Below are 17,790 nucleotides of genomic sequence, written 5' to 3' on the forward strand. Positions count from 1 at the left end.
CCCCGCACCCCGGCTTTTTAGACCGGGGTGTTTTCTTTTGCCGGGGGACGCAGCCCCTGCAGCATGGTCCAGGCGATCACCACCGCCACCAGCAAAACGGCGGAGTAACCCAGGCCGGAGTAGCCAGCCGCAGCTAATATCAGCCCTGCCGAGGCACCGCCGAGGGCCCCGGCAGCGTTCATGCCCAGATCGGAAACCCCCTGGATGGCCGGCCGCTCAGGAACCGTGACCGCTTCGGAAACCAGTGCCGACGCCGACACCACGGAGGCAGACCAGCCAAGGCCCAGCAGCACCAGGCTCACCGTCACGGCAACCGCGGACTGGGCGGCCAGCCCGGCGACCATCAGCGCGGCCAGCAGGAACCCCTGGCCCAGCAGCACCACGGACTTGCGCCCGATCCGGTCCGACAGCCAGCCGAACACCGGCGAGAGGGCATACATCCCGGCGATGTGCAGGCTGATCGTGAAACCGACAACGGTGATGCTGGCACCGTGGCTGGTCAGGTGCACCGGGGTCATCGACATCAGAGCCACCATCACCGCATGGCTGAGCGCGATCACGGCCACCGCGTAGCGTGCGGCCGGATTGGTCCGCAGGATGGCCAGGCCGGAACTCCGCGGAAGCGGCGCCCCGCCGTCGTTCCCGGCGTTCCGCAGCCGCCGGGCCGCCAGCAGCGGGTCCGGCCGGAGCCCGGTCAGATAGACGGCGGCAGCCGCCACCTGGGCGGTCAGGGAGAAAACAAAGGCACCGGTGAGCGGTGGAAGGCCCAGTGCGGCTCCGACGACCTCGCCGGGACCGAACAGATTGGGCCCGAGGACCGCGCCTATGGTGGTGGACCACAGCACCACGGACAGGTCCCGGCCCCGGGTCTGAGGCTCAGCCAGATCCGCTGCCGCGAACCTGGCCTGCAGGCTGACGGCGCTGCCCGAGCCCAGGAGCACCAGCCCCAACAGGAGGGCGGGGAAAAACCCGGCAACCGCGGATCCGACCGCTGTGACGGCCCCCAGGGCGGCGATCAACGAGCCGGTGGAAAGCGACACCCGGCGCCCGGATGCCTCGGCGAGCCTGGCCAGCGGCACGGCCGACGCTGCCGCCCCCAGGGTGCTCATGGTGGCCGCCATCCCGGACCACGCTGCGGACCCGGAGAGCTCCGCGGCGAGCAGCGCTCCCAGGGAGAGTGTGGCACCCATGCCGATTCCACCCAGGATCTGGCCCGCCACCAGGACCGAGAGCACGCGCCGCTGGGAGGGAACAGCCTCCAGCTCCGGGCCGGTGTGCCCGGCTCCCCGCGGTGTCCCCATTGCTGCCCCGTTCACGATTGTGTGCTGTCCCGGCAGGATATCCCGGGGCAGGCCGGGAGAGGTGCATCACAGGGCGTGGTGTTGCCGCTCTCCCTGCGCTCCCGGCGGAAGCGGTTCAGGAGTAGGCTCAAAATATATGTGATCGCATGAATGAACATGCGTGCATATATCGGGAAATAGAGAAGGAGATGCCCCATGAAGGCATGGCAGTTTACCGGTACCAACAATCCCCTGGAACTCAACGAAGTTCCCGAGCCTAAGGCCGGCCCGGGCCAGGTTGTCGTCGAGGTGAAAGCCGCAGGAGTCTGCCACTCCGATGTGACGGCGCTGGATGATCCGGGATGGATGCCGCTCTTCCCGGTCCTGCCGCGGACCATGGGCCATGAGAATGCCGGTGTGATCGTGGAGGTCGGCGAGGGCATGGACCATTGGAAGGTCGGGGACCGCGTCGGTCTCGCCCCTGTGATGAGCGACGGCGACGCGCTCGGCTATGGCAAGTGGGACGGCGGCTTCGGACCGAAGCTCCTCGCCACCGATGACAACCTGGTTAAGCTCCCCGATGAGGTGCCTTTCGACCTCGCAGCCATGGCCACCGACGCTGGCCTGACCGCTTACCACGCCATCATGGCGGTCGGCGGGGCGAAGGCCGGCATGAAGGTTGGAGTGATCGGCCTCGGCGGGCTCGGGTACATCGGTGCCCGGGTGGCCGTGCTGTCCGGCGCGGAGGTCTACGGTGCCGAGATCAATCCGGAAACGCAGAAGCTGGCGGATGAGATCGGCCTTGCAGGTGTGGCTGCCTCAATCGACGAGTTCAAGGACAAGGGACTGGACCTGATCGTGGACTACGCCGGCTTCGGCACCACCACGGCCGCAGCCCTGGAAACCCTGGCCGAGTTCGGCACGCTGGTGCAGGTGGGGATGGGACGCCTCGAGTCCACCATCAACACCTACCCGCTGATCATCAACCAGCTCAGCATCAAGGGCTCGAAGTCCGGCACCAAGGAGGACCTCGAAGCCCTCTATGAGCTGATGAAGTCCGGCAAGCTGAACCCGCCGATGAACATCATCACCCAGGCCGAGATCCCGGAGGCTATCGACAAGCTCCGGGCCGGCGGTGTGATCGGCCGGTTCATCGCGAAGTACTAGGACCGGCGCCGGGCCGCCGAGTCCAGGGCCTCCAGCAGCCGGCGCACGGAACCGCCGAGGTTCCACTCATCGGCCAGCTGTTCCAGCCTGGCCCGGCTTTCCCCCTCAACCGGGTGGAGCCGGGCCCCGGCCCCGTCCAGCGACGGCAGCTCGAGGCCGCGCACGATCCGCACCACGGACGGCGCGGCCTCGAGATAACCGGCCGCAGCAGTGAGCTTGGCCCGCATCGCCGAAGAGAGTCCGCTGCCGCGGTCCTCGACGGCGGCAAGCAGGGATTCCAGCGTGCCGAACTCGGCGAGCAGCGACGCGGCCGTTTTCTCCCCGATTCCGGCCACGCCAGGCAGTCCGTCTGAGCTGTCGCCGCGGAGCGTCGCATAGTCGGCATACTGCTCCGGCAGGACCCGGTATTTGGCGACCATCGCGGCGTCGTCCATCACTTTCAAGTTCTTCATCCCGCCGGCCGTGTAGATCACCCTCACCCCGCTGCGGTCGTTAATGAGCTGAAACAGGTCGCGGTCTCCGGTCACCACATCGACCGGGCCTTCCGCCTGCGCGGCATAGCTGCCGATGACGTCATCCGCCTCGTAGCCGGGCCTGCCGACGACGGCGATGCCCGCCAATGCGAGCACCTTCCGGATCATCGGAATCTGGGCTTCGAGGGCATCCGGCACGACCTCAACGTCCGATCCACCGCGGACAATTTCGGCGACCCGGTGCTCCTTGTAGGAGGGGATGAGGTCCACGCGCCACTGCGGCCGCCAGTCATCGTCCCAGCACGCTATGAGGTGCGTGGGTTCGAATTCGGTGGACAGCCGGGCAATCATGTCCAGCAGGCCGCGCACGGCGTTGACCGGGGTGCCATCCGCACGGCGGATAGTGTCCGGCAGTCCGTAGAAGGCACGGAAGTACAGGGATGCGGTGTCGAGGAGCATCAAACGGTCAGCCATACGCCGATCCTTGCACGGATGCAGTGCCGCCGGGGAGGAAAAAGCCTGGGTGAGTGGCCGCAGGGAGGGCGGGCAGCTGCGGGCTCACGCTTTCGCCGGTTCCGGCGGGAGCCGGTACGCGGCGCTGCTGGGGCCGTAGGCAGCACCGGGCGCCGGGGACATCACCGCCGACGACGCCTGCGCGAACTGACGAAGCGCGGTCGGCAGAAACTGCAGGGGCGGCATGCCGCAAGCCTTCAAGGCGCCGCGGTGATCCCAGGCGACAACACCGGCTGCTCCGATGGCAACAGCCCACCATGCCGTGTGGACCAGCCGACGCAGCAGCTTCGAGGTTCCACGGAAACCGTCGGCCAGGCGGTGGATCTGGAACCGGACATGCTCCTGTTCATCCATCAGGACCCGGGCACCGGCCAGGCGGATTGCCGGGTCCGGAGCGCCGTCGCGCAGTGCGCGGAAGTACTCCAGTGCAACGGTCTCGGCGACAAGAAACAGCATCAGTTCAGTCCGCAGGCCCAGTGCCCTGCGGAGCAGAACAAAAGCCCGGTCCGACCAGTGCGCCTCCAGGGGAGGGCAGGACAGATATTGCAGCGCGCGCAGGAAAAGGGCGGAGTGCTTCTGCTCTTCGGCAACAAACAGTTTCAGTGCCTCGGTGTAGACAGGATCCCCGGCCCGGACGGCATTGGCGAGCAGCAGCTTCCCGTCGCCGCCTTCGCCCAGCTCAAAGCGCTGGAGGGAGCGCGCAATAGCCCGAGTCTGGCCCGGGGTCATGGGCGACTCCGCGTTCCAGTCAATGGCTGAGTCGAAAAACCGGTGGCGCTCGGGATTCCGCTGGAAGTACGTGAGCCAGGGTTCGTAAGTCATGACGGGCAATCTACCCGCCTTGCGCCGCCGGAGCAGTGAACCCGGCCGTTGCCGTTTCAGTCAGCGTCTGAGCAGGCGCAGCGTCAGAGCAGGCTCACGGGGGAGGGGGACCTGATGAAGTTCCCCGGATGGGTCGCCGGGGCGGCCAGCATTCCGGCACAGGCATCAATGAGGAAGTAGCCGACACCGGTCCAGTTGGGCGTTTCCACGCCGTCCTGTACTCGTGCCTCGTATTCCGAGCACACACTGAGCACCATGTTGCCCAGAATCCAGGACCGGCCGTACAGGGTTGCCGGATCCATGCTTCCGGCGGAGGTCTCCACCCGCCGGTTCAGCTCTTCGGTCAACGGATTGGGCGCGGCAGCACCGGCCAGCACCTCCTGCATGGACGGGGTGGTCCGGATCTGCTGCACAAAACGAGCCCGCCAGCTTGGCACGGGCAGTGATCCCAGGTGCTCCACCCAGGGAAGGATCAGGCAGGACAATACGTCAGGCAGGCCGGCGTCCGGGTCCAACCTGGCCGCCAGTCCGGCCCGGCGCCGGTTGGTGTCCTCCGCGTGCCTGGTGATGAGGGTGCGGACGAGCTCATCCCGGCCGCCGAAGTGGTACGCGACGGCGGAATGGTTTGCCGTTCCGGCGTGTTCAGCGATCCGGCGGTTGGACACCGCATCGATGCCGTGGCGGGCAAAAAGCTCCTCAGCCGCGTCCAGAAGGGCTTCGCGTGCCTTGTCGCCGTGTTGTCCCATGTCGTGTGCCCTTTTCTCCAGCTGCCCAACAAGGGTCTCTGCTGTGGTTGCCGAGTCGATTACCAATTTTACGCCACGTGGCGTAATTTTGACGAGTTGGTCTCACCGACCGCGTAGTGACCGTCTGGTCCACACGCCTCTCGCACCATCCATCGAATCACAGCACAGGAGCACGGCCTTGACCCACACTTCCCCTACGCCCTCCCCGCCGGACACGGTGGATACGGCGGCGAGCGAGGCCCCGGACCCGGATAGCCAGCACCTCGATGCTGCGGCGCTTAAGCGCGCCAAGGCAGAGAAAATCGGGCGCTATGTTGCCATGTTCCTCATGCCGCTGCTGATGGTCTCCATGCTGGTCTGGGGCTACCTCGCGGCCATGCATGCTCCCGAACCCCACAACATGCCGGTCGCCGTCGCCGGTTCCGCCCAGCAGGCCGGCCAGTTTGCTGCCGCCCTTGAGTCCGGCCATGCCGATGCCGTTGATGTCCGGGTGGTGGATTCCGCCGACACCGCACGCCAGCTGGTGCTGGACCGCGAAGTTGCCGGCGCTGTGTCACTGGCCGACGGCGGTGCAACCGTCTATACCGCAGGTGCGGCCGGTGCTTCGCAGTCAAGCACGGTCACCGCGCTGCTGGCTCCGCAGGTGCTGGCCGAGGGGCTGGCTCTCCAGACCGAGGACCTGGCACCGCTGCCGTCCAATGACATGGCAGGCCTGGGCGCCATGTTCATGACCACCGCACTCATGCTCGCGGGCTACATGCCGTTGAGCCTGATCCTCTCCAACTCACCGGAGCTGCTCCGCTTCCGCCGCTTCGTACCCCTCCTCGCCGGCTGGGCCGCCCTGATTGCCGCCCTGGTGTGGACCGTCGTCGGACCGGTCATGGGAGTCATCCAAGGGCATACCGCCGCCGTCCTGGGAATCTGCTGGCTTGCCGTTTTTGCGGTGGGAAGCGTCCAGCTTTTCCTCACCCGCATCCTCGGCCCCATGGCCGTACTCGCCGGCATGCTGTTCCTGATGGTGCTCGGAGTACCCGCGTCCAACATGAGCATGTCGGTGCATACGATGCCCGGGCTCTATCCGCTGCTGCACAGCTTCCTGCCCGCTGCCGCCACCGGTGAATCGCTGCGCGCGGTGCTCTACTTTGGCGGGGACGGGGCCGGTTCCCATCTGCTGGTCCTGGTTGTCGGGGCAGCCGCTGCCCTGCTGCTGACACTCGGAATCGATGCCCGGCGGCGCCACCGCACGCCGGACGCTGCACCTCCGGCGGTTCAGGTGGCGTCGCTGCACGGCGGGCCGCGCCCGAAGAGCCGCACCTGGCGCTACCTCACCCTGGGCTTCTTCCCACTGGCCATGGTGGCGATGATGCTCTCGATGATGCTGGGCGCCATGTACCAGCCCACCCCGCGGGACATGCCCGTCGCCGTCGTCGGCAGCACCGTAGAACAGGCGGAAGATGCCGTTGCCGGACTGGAGGAGAACCTGTCCGGACTGTTCGACCTGCGTGCCCTGGATTCCGCCGGGCAGGCACGGGAACAGGTAAGGGACCGCGAGGTTACCGCTGCCTTTGTGCTGCCGACGGCGGAGGATCCCACAGCTGTCCTGATCACCAATCAGGCTGCGGGAATGAGTGCACAGCAGGTGGTGGACCGGGTGTTCACGCAGGTGGCGGCCGGTCAGCAGATGGAACTGGCCACTGAGGACGTTGCCCCGCTGGCTGCCGAAGACTCCATGGGCATGGCCACGATGTACCTGGCCATGGGCTGGATCATGGCCGGATTCATGATCATCGTTGTGGGTGCGACGGCCGCCCCGGCAAGCCGTCCGCTGCGCAAGCTGCTGCCGGTTGTGGCCGGCTGGGCGGCGGGCTTCTCCGCCGTCCTCTGGGTGATCGTTGACGTTTTTGTCGGTGCCATCAACGGCCATTTCTGGGCGCTGTGGGCGGTGGGAGCCGTGGCGATCTTCTGCATGGCCATGTTCACCGCCGTTTTTGACCGGTTCATGGGGATGCTCGCCATCCTTCCGGTCATCGCCATCCTGATGTTCCTCGGAATCCCGGCATCCGGTGCCGCCATGTCGATTTACATGGAACCGGACCTCTTCCGCTTCCTGCACGAGGTCCTTCCGATGCCCGCGGCAGTGGAGTCCATCCGTTCCATCCTGTACTTCGGCGGCGACACGGTGGGAACCCATCTGCTTACGCTTGGCATCTGGGGTGCTGTGTCCTTGGCGGTACTGGCCATCATTGACCGGATCAAGCCGCCGCGCACGGAGGCCTGGCCGGTGGAGGCCGCACCGGCAGCGTCACCGCGTCACAGCCTGTCTGATGACCCCAGCCAGTCTGATAGCCCCAGTTCGTCTGAAGGTCACGGTCCGTCTGAAGGTCCAAGCCGGTCTGAAAGTCACGGTCAGCCCGCCCTTAACAGTTAGGGCAGGCCCACGCGCCGTGCCACGATGTGGGGATGTCTCCCAACACCGTTCGTCCAGCCCCTCACCTTGTCCAGTCCTCCGAAGAGCGCAGCGCACGGGTTGCGGTGACCGTCTTCCCCCTGCTGATCCTGGCCGGGGGAGCGCTGGCGCTGCTGTTTCCGGAACCGTTTACGGGGCTGTCCCCGCTGATCAACCCGGGGCTGATGCTGATTATGTTCGGCATGGGACTGACGCTGACGCTGCCGGACTTCGCCCTGGTGATCCGGCAGCCGCTGCCGGTCCTCCTAGGCGTTGTGGCACAGTTCGTGATTATGCCGCTGCTGGGCCTGGGCATCGCCTGGGCCCTGCAGCTGCCTCCCGAGCTGGCAGCCGGCGTCATTCTGGTGGGGTGCGCCCCGGGTGGAACCGCGTCCAACGTCGTGACCTATCTGGCCAGGGGCAACGTGGCGCTGTCCGTGGCCATGACCTCGGTTTCGACCCTGCTGGCACCGATCTTCACACCGCTGCTGGCCCTCTGGCTTGCCGGCCGGTACATGGCGGTCGACGCCGGAGCCATGGCCCTCTCGATTGTCCAGATCGTGCTGATTCCCGTGCTCCTGGGCCTGGTCATCCGGTATCTGGCACCCCGGCTGGTGGACCGGGTCCTGCCGGTCCTGCCATGGGTCTCCGTCATCGCCATCACCTTCGTGGTGGTGGCCGTTGTATCGGGCAGTGCTGCCGCCATCCTCACGGCTGGCTGGCTGATTCTGCTTGCAGTGATCCTGCACAACGGGCTGGGCCTGGCCCTTGGCTACGGCGCCGCGAAACTCTTCCGCCAGCCTGTCGCTGCCCGGCGCACCATGGCCATCGAGGTGGGGATGCAGAATTCCGGTCTGGCCGCCGGGCTGGCCAGGGACTACTTCACCCCTGAGGCTGCTCTGCCGGCGGCAGTCTTCTCGGTCTGGCACAACGTTTCCGGCGCCTTGATGGCGGCGTTCTGGCGGCGCCGCCCCACCGCCTGAGCCTCCCTTACCCCAGACCAGCCGCAGCTAGCCGGGCCGCTTCGCCACCGGACGGGCGCGGAGATGGGCCTTTTCACCCTGCGGGCCGAAAAGAGCCAGGAATTCCACCCCGCCGGCAGCGGCGGCTCCCATCCAATGCGGCAGCGTGGTGTCGAACTCGGCGGCCTCACCGGACTGAAGAATGAGCTCCTGCGTTCCCAGCACCAGCCGCAGCGATCCGCTGAGCACATACAACCATTCGTAGCCCTCATGGGTCCGCGGCTCCGGAGTCTCCGGCTGCTTCCGGGCCGGCACGATGTACTTGTAGGCCCGGATGCCGCCGGCCTTTTCGGTGAGCGGAATAATCGTGGCGCCGTGCCGCCGGATCGGACGCATATGCACCCGCGGGTCGCCGGTGGGCGGCGCTCCCACCAGTTCGTCGATGCTCACCCGGTAGATGCTGGCGAGCGGCATCAGCAGTTCCAGGGTGGGGCGGCGGCCGCCCGACTCCAGCCGGGAAAGCGTGCTGACGGAGATCCCGGTGTGCTCGGATACGTCGGACAGTGTCAACTGCCGGTCGGTGCGGAGTGAGCGGAGCCGCGCTCCGATGCCGCTGAGGGTGTCCTGGAAGGTTTCGGCCATGATCTGCATCTTGCCATACCGGCAAAAAAGATTGCTCCATACGGAGGTACACGCCAAGACTGGAACCAGAGAAGCGGTGACCAGCCGCTCAGGCAGGAGAACGAGCAACGATGAACACTGAAACAGGCACACAAGATACCCAGGCCAAGCCAGCACTGGCCGGCGAGACCTACGACGTGGTTGTGGTGGGAGGCGGGGCAGCGGGCCTGAGTGGTGCCCTGGCACTGTCGCGCGCACGCCGTTCGGTCCTGGTGGTCGACGGCGGCGATCCCCGCAACGCGCCCGCGGGCCACGTCCACAACTATCTGGGACGTGAAGGAACGCCTCCGGCCGAGCTCTACGCCATCGGCCGGGAGGAAATCGAAGGTTATGGGGCAGCCATTGCCGAGGGGTTCGTGGCCGGCATCACACGCGAAGACGGCGGCCTGTTTGCTGTTGAGCTGACGGAGGGAAGACTGGTCCGGGCGCGGCGGATCCTGGCCGCCACCGGCGTCACAGATGTGCTCCCGGAGATCACGGGGCTGAAGGAGCACTGGGGGACCGGAGTGCTGCATTGCCCGTACTGCCATGGCTGGGAAGTGAGAGACCAGGCGATTGGCGTCCTGGCCACCGACCTTCCGACCGCCGTGCACCAGGCATTGATGTGGCGGCAGTGGAGTGCCGACGTCGTGCTTTTCCTGAACACCAGCGGCGAACCGGATGCGGTCCAGGCGGAGCAGCTGGCCGCACGGGGCATCCGCGTGGTGCCCGGGGAAGTGGCAGGGGTGGAAGGGCAGGACCGGCTTACCGGTGTGCGCCTGGCCAGTGGCGAACTCGAAGCCCGGGACGCCGTCGTGGTTTTCACCCGGCTGATTGCGCGGGCCGGGTATCTGGCGGGCCTGGGGGTCATTCCTACAGAGCAGTTCGCTGGGGAAACTCCCATCGGCACCGCCCTCACCGTAAATCCCATGGGTGCCACCGAGGTTCCCGGGGTTTATGCCGCCGGAAACCTGGCCGCGCCGATGGCCCAGGTTATCGGCGCGGCGTCCGCCGGCCTGATGACGGGCGCCGCGATCAACGGAGACCTGATCATGGAGGACACCGCGGCGGCCGTGGCAGCGCGCGTCCAGCCGTTCTGAGACGGCACCTTGGTTGCCCAGGGTGGTCCGTGAGTCGCGGCTTTCTGCGGCCATGTGAGCGCCGCAGTGATTGTAAAAATCCCACCACGGTTGCTGGGCGTAAGTGGGGGCCTGGTTGGAGGTGAGGGTCTGGCGGTGGCTCCAGCCTTCCTGCGAGGTGCGGTAGAAGCACCTACCGGGAGGAGGCCCCCGGCAGAGGCGGCGCCACGGAACGGTAGCTGTGGCCAGTGGGGGTGATCGTCCGGACGGTGTGGCGCTGTCCGGGCGCGTCGGTAGCGCGGGCCTTCCACCCGGGGGCTTCCTTGGCGTGGTTGCAGGCCTCGCAGAGTCCCTGTCCGTTCGCGTAACTCGTTGGTCCTTCCTCAGCGTGTGGACGGATGTGGTCGATATGCCGGATCGGTGCGTCACACCACGGTGTTCGGCAGGTCTGATCGCGGCTGCGGATCAACCGGGCCAGCGCGGGCGGGAAATAGCGGGCCTTGGAATCCATCGCGACTAGCTCTCCCGTCGCAGGCTCCAGATACAGCCGGCGCAGGGTCACTTGGGCCTGATCGTGAGTGTTGTGGGCGCTGATGTCGGGGCAGTCGTCGGGGCGGCCGCGGGGTGTTTCGCGCCGGCCGGGTGGGAGGCGATCGTCGGGATTGTGTTGGATGCGTGGGTAGCGGGCAGTGGGCGGGCGCTGGCCCATGCCGCCGAGGGCGTCGGTGATGAGGTCTGCGGCCCACTGCCCGGGGACGATGCCGTACCCGGGCAAATAGGCCGGCTCATCCTGCCATGGTGTCTGCGTTGCATCGCCGGATGTGCTGCTGGTGGTATCTGTGGTGCCGGGGGTGCCGGGGGTGCCGGCGTTCGGGCCGACCGCCGCAGGCCCGGAGGTACTGCTCCGGAAGTTCATGCTCCCGAAACTGCTGCCGAAGAGCGTTCGGTTGGTCATGACTAGGTGGACTTCGACGGGAACCTGTGTGGCGGTGGCCTGCCCGGTGATCCGCTCCACCAGGGTGTCGGCCATGATCTGGCCCATACCGCGTTCGTCTCCGGAAGCCCGCAGACTTGAAGCGGCACGGGACAAGGCTGCGAACACGGCCACTCCCTGAGCCGCAGGCAGCAACCCGGTCAGATACGCCATGGTGTCTGGAGCCGGCCTGCTGGACACATACCGGTCTGCGACCGCCTTGGCGTGTCGCCGGGTCTGGGAGGCCGGATCGATGGCCTGAGTCAGGGTCCGGATTCTGGCAATGAGTCTGCGGTCCCCGAGCCCTTCGAGAGTTGACGGGTTCCCGCAGACGAGCGCATCTACCCTACGCCGGTCTTCCTTCTCCAAGCAGGCGGTCTCCCGGACCAGCAGGGTTGCCCGCCATTCGCTGAGGACCCCGGCGGACAGGGCGGCCAAGGTGTGCGGCATTTCGTAGGTGAGGGCTTTGCCGAGGCCGAGGTATCTGCCTCCGCGGTGGGGAGATTCCCGCCGGGCCAGCGCGATCTGTGCCCCGATACCGCGCCCGAACTGAGCGGCGGGAATCCCGGCCCGGGCCTGTGCCTGCTGTTGGGAGGCGTCGAACGCCGCGGTGGCACGGGCCTGGGCTGCAGCGGCTGCGGACTTCAGCTCCTCCAGAGCCCGGACCAGGTCAATCAGATCACCGTCAGTCAGGTCCTGGTCAGTCAGGCCACGGTCGGTCAGGCCGGCATCAGTAGCCTCTCCATCGGCGCCGTACTCCTGCAATCGGGTGATCCACTGGCGGACATCGGAAACGAGTGTCTGACCTGCACGACCCACCTGAACCACACGTCGCACCTGACCCATACGTCCCACAAGTCCTGCAGGACCCGCAGGCGCGTGGGGCGGTAGGTCGGGACAGTCGTCCGATCCCGCCCGTGGAGCCCCTGACGCTGTTTGTGTAGCGGTCAGCTTGTCAGACTGGGTGCGGCTCCTTGGGCGCATCGAGGTGTTCCTGTGCTTGCCAGCGGAATCGGCTGTGGCTGTGGCTGTGGCCCGCTGAACGCTGCCGCGTAGATCCGTTCCCATTTCCAACATGGCCACAGACTAGAATCCATTCCGCTAAGCCGGGCCAGAGGTCGGTTGGAATGTGGATAACACTCCCTGCCACCGGTGGAAAGCGGAAGCTGTGGAGGAAGGGAGGAAGGGATGAAGGGAGGAAGGGAGGAAGGGAGGAAGGGAGGAAGGGAGGAAGGGAGGGAAAGGGAAAGGGAAAGGGGAAGGGGAATGCGGGAACAGCTACGCCGTGGCCCGCCCGCCGGCCTGGCCCGCCTCACCGTCCGCACCCGCGCCCCGTCGGCCTCACCTGCGCCGTCCGCACTTTTGGCCGGCCAGGGGTTGCCCGCTTCTTCCACCACGTGGGCGGGCAAGCTGAGGTAATGCCCCGAACAGGATCAGTTTTCCGCGCCGGGCCCCGGAGGGGGCATGGAGGCGCCTTACGGTGCTCAGACCTCCTAGATTCGGAACGGTGCGGTAACCACCAATCCAACGAGCCCTTCACCCGTTCTTGCGTGCATATGGTCATGATGCAACCAACATGATGCCTCAGTACCCCCGGTTGCCCTAGACAGCCAGGAACTCCTCCAGCAGCACCACCTCAAGTCCGGCGGCAAGATGCGCCTGCCGGAAGGCGTTCAGGTCGGCGGCGAACTCGGGCCGGAAATGCATCAGGACGATGTCTCCTGGGCGCAGCGAGTTGCCCACCTGATAATCCATCCCCCCGGCATTGGCCTTCGCCTCCCAGGTGATCACCGCGCGCAGTCCTGCTGCTGCCACGGCCTGCTGCATCGCCGGGGAGTAGGCACCCCCGGGCGGCCGGAAGAGGGTGGGCAGCCGGCCGTAGTGCTGCTGGGCGAAATCCTGCATGCCGGTGGTTTCGGCCAGCTGCTGGGCATAACTGAGGCCGATCATGTTGATGTTGTGGCTGACAGTGTGGTTTTCGATCAGGCTGCCCTGGGCAAGGAACTGGTTGAAATAGGCGGGATCCTCCTGCACGAACGTCTGCGAGAGGAAGATCGAAGCCTGATATCCGTACTCGGCCATCAGGGCCACCATCTCCGGAGTCCGGTGGGCGCCGTCGTCGATAGTCAGGAACACCACCGGATGGCTGGTAGGAATACGGGTGATGACCGGGGCCAATCCGTTCGTGACCGGCGGCAGCACGTAATCAGGTACAAATACCGGCCGGGCAGGAGCTGAAGGCGCCGGCTCCGGGAGCGTCTCAGGAGCGGACGACGCCGACGGAAGCCCGGTTGCCTGCGCCGGCGGTGACTTGGTGCCCGGCAGCGAACCTGAGCCCGGGGGCGAGGTGCGGGCGGGCTGTGCTGCGCCGCGGGCACAAGCCGCTATCCCCAGCACCGCAGCGGCACCGAGCGCTGCCAGGGCAGTCCGCCGGCTGGCGGAGGAATCGGGGGTGGGCGTCACTTCAGGCATGGGCACTCCTACACGGTAGGGAATCATCCGGGTTTCCGCACGGGATGGTCCGGTGTTTAATCCGCTATGGCGGGAAAGATCGTCCCGGCGCAGGTGTCACCTATCCTGATGCGGCGGACCTGCCCGCCCGGAGAGAAGGAAAAATGATCACCAGTGCTGGAATCCTGCTCTACCGGTTTGCTCCGGACGGGGAGCGTCAGGTGTGGATCGCACACATGGGTGGGCCGTTCTGGGCTGGGAAGGATGAGCACGCGTGGTCCATTCCCAAGGGCGAGTACGCTCCGGGAGAGGATCCGTATGCCGCTGCCCTGCGGGAGTTCGAGGAAGAAATGGGGAGCCCGCCCCCGGCAGCTGATTACCGGCTGCTCGGCGACTTCCGTCAATCCTCCCGGAAAACCATCACTGTGTATTGCGCCGAGGCGGGGTTCCAGCCGGAACGGATCGTGAGCAACACCTTCGCGCTGGAATGGCCGCCGCGCTCTGGCCGGTTTCAGGAGGTTCCGGAGATTGACGACGCCGGCTGGTTCAGTGAGTCCGCTGCGCGGACCAAGCTGGTCAAAGGGCAGGTGCAGGTGCTCGATGCCTTGGGGCAGCTGCTGCACGGGTAACCCTAGAACGGATCGACCTCCGCCGGGACCCCAAGGAACCGGCCGTACTCCTTCGCGGCCCGCCGAAGGCCAGGCAGGGCCCGTTGCGGAATCGGGGCAAACGGACGGACCGTGAGGACGGTTTTCTTCGCCGAGGACTTCCGGGACCACAGGCCGGCAATGCGGCCGTCGAGCACCAGGGTGGGTTTGAAGATGCCGTTGCCGCCCGGGACGGTCAGCTGGGCATGTTCCGCGGCCAGTGCTGCGCTGCGGTCCGTGTAGCCGAGCAGGTATTCGTCGAAGCCGGGCAGCAGGACCACGGACCGGGTCCGGGCAGCGGGACCGGCGGCGTCAGCTGCGCCGCCGCTCAGCCGCCAGTGCGGAGCGCCGTCGTATTCCACTTCTTCCAGATCAGCGGCTGCCTCGGCCAGCCCGGCACGGACGTCAGCCAGGGGCAGCTTGGCCCACCAGGCGATGTCTGCGGTGGTGGCCGGGGCGCGGCCGGCAAGGTAGCGGCGCACCAGTTCGGCCAGGGACGCCGTCCGGTCCAGCCGCCGCGGCTGAGGAACCCACTCGTCGAGCAGCACGAACAGCTGCTCCGAGCCCTGCATCGGGCCCAGGACCGTGGTGCCGGTGACGGAGAGGTGCCACAACAGGTGGTAACCGCGCTGCCCGCTGGTCCGAATACCGGCCGTTTCGAAGAGCTCCAGCAGTTCCCGGCGGCTGAGCCGTCCGCCGCCGGTGAGAGCGCCAACAGCAACCGCGGTGGTTTTCTCCAGGGTTTCAGCATCGAGCTCGAGTTCTTCCCGGCGCCGGACCGCAGAGCGCAGGATCCGTTCCGACGTCAGGGCAAGGGTCCAGTGCACGTCCTCGCCGCGCAGCACGTGCAATGTGCCGCGGAAGGGCCAGCTCCTCACCAGTGTGCCGTCGTCGAACGCCGCCGTGACCTCTGCCAATGTGCTTCCGGACCGCAGCCCGAGGGACCACAACGCTCCCGGCAGGTCCTGCCCCTGCAGGGCGAAAAGCCGGTCGACTGCCCCCGGGGTGCCGCCTTCAATAGAAACTGAGGTGGTCAGGCCATGGCTTCTCAGCCGCCGCGCCAACACCTCCGTGCGTCGAATCCTGTCCATGCCCGTGACCCCCGCCCGCCCGGAAAGCCGGATGTTCCGTGGCAGGGTCAGTCTAGGACAGGGAAACTGCCGTGTCCGCTAGACGGCAGGCCGCGGGGTGAGTTCCAGCATGTGTGCCTCCACATGGTCCAGCGCCAGCCGCACGGCACCGGTAGGGACCAGCATTTCGCCCAGCCCTGAGACGGCAATGCGCGGCGGGTCCGGCACATACCGGGCAAGTTCCTCGGTGATGACCGGCAGCAGGGCCGTGGCAGAGGCGGCAACAGCGCCACCCAGCACGATCAGGCGCGGGTCAAAGAACGTGGAGACCAGAGCCAGGACACGGGCCATGCGCCGGGCGATCCGGTCCAGGATCCCGGCGGCCACAGCATCACCGGCAGCTGCGGCCTCAAAGACATAGCGGGCAGAGGCGCGGTCGGTTTCGGCCCCAACGAGCTCCCGGATCAGACCATTGTGGCCGGCCTCCAACGCTGCGCTGCCCCACAGGCGGGCCAGCTTGGCAATGCCGTCCTGGTTTCCGACGCCGTCCACCAGTTCCAGCCCACCCATGGCGCCGGCCCTGCCGCGGGCGCCATGCAGCAGGCGGCCCGCTTCGATCACGCCGGTGCCCAGCCGCTCGCCCGCCAGGATCACGGCGAGGTCGGATTCGTTTATCCCCGCACCGCGCCACCGTTCGGCCAGCGCTGCAAGCTTCGCATCGTTCTCCACGAGCACCGGCCAGCCGGCCTCCCCGAAGTCCTTCGCCAGTCCAAGGTCGAACATCGGAGCAAGCTCCTCGCCGGGCGCGATGGTGCCCTGGGCAGTGACCTGTGCGGCGATGCCCATCGCGGCACAAAGCACGGACGACGGCGCGATCCCGGCATCGGCCATGGCCTCCGCCGCGGCTGCCAGGACGGCTGACCTCCGTTCCTCCGGGGTGCCGCCGTGCCGGGGGAACCGGACCTCCGTCCGGCCCACCACGGTGCCTGCCAAGTCGGCGGCCAGCACACGGACGGTGGCCAGGCCGACGTCGAGCCCCAGGACATAACCGGCCCCCGCATTGAACTCGAACCGCCGGGCCGGACGCCCTTTCTGCCCACCGGTGCGGGGAGATTCGCGCTCAAGCGCCCAGCCCCTGGCGATCAGGTCGTCGCAGACGGCGATCACCGTGGCGCGGGTGAGGCCGGTGGCTTCAATCAGGTCGGAACCGGTGGCGGAGGGGACGGAGCGCAGCACGTCCAGGACGGTCCGCAGATTGGTGCGGCGCAGAAGCTGCGGGGTACTGGCGGAGGTATCCATGGGGCGGCCCTTTTGACGAGTGGCGTTCGTAACAGCATAATTGTACTAGGACATATATTTAGTGCCTAAATCTAATCTTTAGATACATAGCTGGAAAACTCGAGTGCCTGAGGAGGCCCAAGTGACGATCCGCGTCGGCATCAATGGTTTTGGCCGTATTGGCCGCAATTTCCTCCGCGCCGCCCTGCAGAACGGAAGCGGCTTCGACGTCGTGGCCGTTAATGACCTGGGCGACCCCAAGCAGCTGGCCCACCTGCTGAAGTACGATTCCGTGGCCGGCCGTCTGTCCCAGTCCGTCTCGGTTGAAGACGGCAACCTGCTGGTGGGGGAGAAGACCATCAAGGTCCTCGCCGAGCGTGATCCGGCCAACCTGCCCTGGGGCGAGCTGGGCGTTGACATCGTGATCGAGTCCACCGGCTTCTTCACCAAGGCCGACGACGCCAAGAAGCACATCGCCGCCGGCGCCCGGAAGGTGCTCATTTCCGCACCGGCCAAGGGCGAGGACTTCACCGTGGTCATGGGTGTCAACGACGGTGACTACGACGCCGAGCAGCACAACATCATCTCCAACGCCTCCTGCACCACCAACTGCCTGGCACCCATGGCCGATGTCCTGAACAAGGAATTCGGGATCGAAAAGGGTCTGATGACCACGATCCACGCCTACACCGCGGACCAGAACCTGCAGGACGGCCCGCACAGCGACCTGCGCCGCGCCCGCGCCGCCGCCCTGAACATGGTGCCGACCTCGACAGGTGCCGCCAAGGCCATCTCCCTGGTCCTTCCGGAGCTGAAGGGCAAGCTGGACGGCTTTGCCATCCGCGTTCCGGTGCCGACGGGCTCGGCAACGGATCTCACCGTGACCCTGGCCAAGGACACCACGGTGGAGGAAGTCAACGCAGCGTTCCGCGCTGCCGCCGCCACCGAGCAGTGGTCCGGCATCCTCACCTACACCGAGGACCCGATCGTTTCCTCCGACATCGTCGGGGACCCGTCGTCGTGCATCTTCGACTCCGGCCTGACCAAGGTCATGGGCAACCAGGTCAAGATCGTTGGCTGGTACGACAACGAGTGGGGCTACTCCAACCGCCTGGTGGACCTCACCAGCCTGGTTGCCTCCAAGCTGAGCTAGGCAGCCGGATCTGACAATGGCCCCGCACGGACCCAACGGTCCGGGCGGGGCCCTCTGTTTGTCAGGGCCC

At 66.8% G+C, this 17,790-nt stretch carries 15 protein-coding genes; 6 read left to right on the top strand and 9 right to left on the bottom strand.

Going from position 1 to position 17,790, the window contains the following annotated elements:
• Positions 1-17: 17 nt before the first annotated feature.
• Positions 18-1,301, bottom strand: a complete 1,284-nt coding sequence (locus tag ArtHe_RS05300; protein WP_248319677.1) for an MFS transporter — start codon at positions 1,299-1,301, stop codon at positions 18-20.
• 195 nt (positions 1,302-1,496) lie between these two features.
• Here ArtHe_RS05300 and ArtHe_RS05305 point away from each other — a divergent pair, with 195 nt between their 5' ends.
• Positions 1,497-2,447: a zinc-binding dehydrogenase gene (locus ArtHe_RS05305; protein WP_248319069.1), complete on the top strand. Its 951-nt coding sequence runs from the start codon at positions 1,497-1,499 to the stop codon at positions 2,445-2,447.
• Here ArtHe_RS05305 and ArtHe_RS05310 read toward each other — a convergent pair.
• From ArtHe_RS05310 to ArtHe_RS05320, 3 genes are all read right to left on the bottom strand, one after another.
• The gene (locus ArtHe_RS05310) at positions 2,444-3,394 is read right to left on the bottom strand and encodes a 5'-3' exonuclease (RefSeq protein ID WP_248319070.1); all 951 of its coding nucleotides are present in this window, start codon (positions 3,392-3,394) and stop codon (positions 2,444-2,446) included. The genes ArtHe_RS05305 and ArtHe_RS05310 overlap by 4 nt on opposite strands.
• Positions 3,395-3,478: 84 nt before the next feature.
• Positions 3,479-4,255, bottom strand: a complete 777-nt coding sequence (locus ArtHe_RS05315; RefSeq protein WP_248319071.1) for a ferritin-like domain-containing protein — start codon at positions 4,253-4,255, stop codon at positions 3,479-3,481.
• An 83-nt stretch (positions 4,256-4,338) separates the two neighbouring features.
• Positions 4,339-5,001, bottom strand: a complete 663-nt coding sequence (locus ArtHe_RS05320; protein ID WP_248319072.1) for a TetR family transcriptional regulator — start codon at positions 4,999-5,001, stop codon at positions 4,339-4,341.
• A gap of 178 nt (positions 5,002-5,179) precedes the next feature.
• Between ArtHe_RS05320 and ArtHe_RS05325 the strand changes: the two genes are divergently transcribed.
• Together ArtHe_RS05325 and ArtHe_RS05330 are read left to right on the top strand one after the other, a co-directional pair.
• Positions 5,180-7,429 (top strand): ABC transporter permease, encoded by a 2,250-nt coding sequence (locus ArtHe_RS05325; protein ID WP_248319073.1) that lies wholly within the window; start codon positions 5,180-5,182, stop codon positions 7,427-7,429.
• Between the two features lie 32 nt (positions 7,430-7,461).
• Positions 7,462-8,430 (top strand): bile acid:sodium symporter family protein, encoded by a 969-nt coding sequence (locus ArtHe_RS05330; RefSeq protein WP_248319074.1) that lies wholly within the window; start codon positions 7,462-7,464, stop codon positions 8,428-8,430.
• A 27-nt stretch (positions 8,431-8,457) separates the two neighbouring features.
• On the opposite strand, the gene ArtHe_RS05335 is transcribed toward ArtHe_RS05330, so the two are convergent.
• On the bottom strand, positions 8,458-9,051 hold the full coding sequence (locus tag ArtHe_RS05335) for an XRE family transcriptional regulator (protein ID WP_248319075.1): 594 nt from the start codon (positions 9,049-9,051) through the stop codon (positions 8,458-8,460).
• 110 nt (positions 9,052-9,161) lie between these two features.
• On the opposite strand from ArtHe_RS05335, the gene ArtHe_RS05340 reads away from it, so the two are divergent.
• Complete coding sequence (locus ArtHe_RS05340) at positions 9,162-10,169, top strand: NAD(P)/FAD-dependent oxidoreductase (RefSeq protein ID WP_248319076.1); 1,008 nt, start codon at positions 9,162-9,164, stop codon at positions 10,167-10,169.
• Between the two features lie 172 nt (positions 10,170-10,341).
• On the opposite strand, the gene ArtHe_RS05345 is transcribed toward ArtHe_RS05340, so the two are convergent.
• Together ArtHe_RS05345 and ArtHe_RS05350 are read right to left on the bottom strand one after the other, a co-directional pair.
• A complete protein-coding gene (locus ArtHe_RS05345) occupies positions 10,342-11,886 on the bottom strand; it encodes an HNH endonuclease signature motif containing protein (RefSeq protein WP_248319077.1) in 1,545 nt (514 codons plus the stop codon).
• Between the two features lie 837 nt (positions 11,887-12,723).
• Complete coding sequence (locus tag ArtHe_RS05350; protein WP_248319078.1) at positions 12,724-13,593, bottom strand: polysaccharide deacetylase family protein; 870 nt, start codon at positions 13,591-13,593, stop codon at positions 12,724-12,726.
• Positions 13,594-13,736: 143 nt separating this feature from the next.
• Here ArtHe_RS05350 and ArtHe_RS05355 point away from each other — a divergent pair, with 143 nt between their 5' ends.
• Positions 13,737-14,201, top strand: a complete 465-nt coding sequence (locus ArtHe_RS05355) for an NUDIX domain-containing protein (RefSeq protein ID WP_248319079.1) — start codon at positions 13,737-13,739, stop codon at positions 14,199-14,201.
• Positions 14,202-14,203: 2 nt separating this feature from the next.
• Here the strand turns inward: ArtHe_RS05355 and ArtHe_RS05360 are convergent, their stop codons facing one another.
• Together ArtHe_RS05360 and ArtHe_RS05365 are read right to left on the bottom strand one after the other, a co-directional pair.
• The gene (locus tag ArtHe_RS05360) at positions 14,204-15,310 is read right to left on the bottom strand and encodes a winged helix DNA-binding domain-containing protein (RefSeq protein ID WP_248319080.1); all 1,107 of its coding nucleotides are present in this window, start codon (positions 15,308-15,310) and stop codon (positions 14,204-14,206) included.
• 78 nt (positions 15,311-15,388) lie between these two features.
• Entirely contained in the window at positions 15,389-16,588 is a 1,200-nt protein-coding gene (locus ArtHe_RS05365) for an ROK family protein (RefSeq protein ID WP_248319081.1), read from the bottom strand.
• Between the two features lie 121 nt (positions 16,589-16,709).
• On the opposite strand from ArtHe_RS05365, the gene gap reads away from it, so the two are divergent.
• Positions 16,710-17,720: a type I glyceraldehyde-3-phosphate dehydrogenase gene (gap, locus tag ArtHe_RS05370; protein WP_248319082.1), complete on the top strand. Its 1,011-nt coding sequence runs from the start codon at positions 16,710-16,712 to the stop codon at positions 17,718-17,720.
• Positions 17,721-17,790 lie beyond the last annotated feature (70 nt).

Origin of the sequence: Arthrobacter sp. Helios, assembly GCF_023167125.1 — a bacterium.
Lineage (GTDB): Bacteria > Actinomycetota > Actinomycetes > Actinomycetales > Micrococcaceae > Arthrobacter_B > Arthrobacter_B luteolus.

Coding starts and splice junctions, on each gene's coding strand:
- ArtHe_RS05360 (WP_248319080.1), bottom strand. CDS start 15,310: ATGGACAGGATTCGACGCACGGAGGTGTTGGCGCGGCGGCTGAGAAGC.
- ArtHe_RS05330 (WP_248319074.1), top strand. CDS start 7,462: ATGTCTCCCAACACCGTTCGTCCAGCCCCTCACCTTGTCCAGTCCTCC.
- ArtHe_RS05365 (WP_248319081.1), bottom strand. CDS start 16,588: ATGGATACCTCCGCCAGTACCCCGCAGCTTCTGCGCCGCACCAATCTG.
- ArtHe_RS05350 (WP_248319078.1), bottom strand. CDS start 13,593: ATGCCTGAAGTGACGCCCACCCCCGATTCCTCCGCCAGCCGGCGGACT.
- ArtHe_RS05340 (WP_248319076.1), top strand. CDS start 9,162: ATGAACACTGAAACAGGCACACAAGATACCCAGGCCAAGCCAGCACTG.
- ArtHe_RS05305 (WP_248319069.1), top strand. CDS start 1,497: ATGAAGGCATGGCAGTTTACCGGTACCAACAATCCCCTGGAACTCAAC.
- ArtHe_RS05355 (WP_248319079.1), top strand. CDS start 13,737: ATGATCACCAGTGCTGGAATCCTGCTCTACCGGTTTGCTCCGGACGGG.
- ArtHe_RS05310 (WP_248319070.1), bottom strand. CDS start 3,394: ATGGCTGACCGTTTGATGCTCCTCGACACCGCATCCCTGTACTTCCGT.
- ArtHe_RS05320 (WP_248319072.1), bottom strand. CDS start 5,001: ATGGGACAACACGGCGACAAGGCACGCGAAGCCCTTCTGGACGCGGCT.
- ArtHe_RS05315 (WP_248319071.1), bottom strand. CDS start 4,255: ATGACTTACGAACCCTGGCTCACGTACTTCCAGCGGAATCCCGAGCGC.
- ArtHe_RS05300 (WP_248319677.1), bottom strand. CDS start 1,301: ATGGGGACACCGCGGGGAGCCGGGCACACCGGCCCGGAGCTGGAGGCT.
- ArtHe_RS05335 (WP_248319075.1), bottom strand. CDS start 9,051: ATGGCCGAAACCTTCCAGGACACCCTCAGCGGCATCGGAGCGCGGCTC.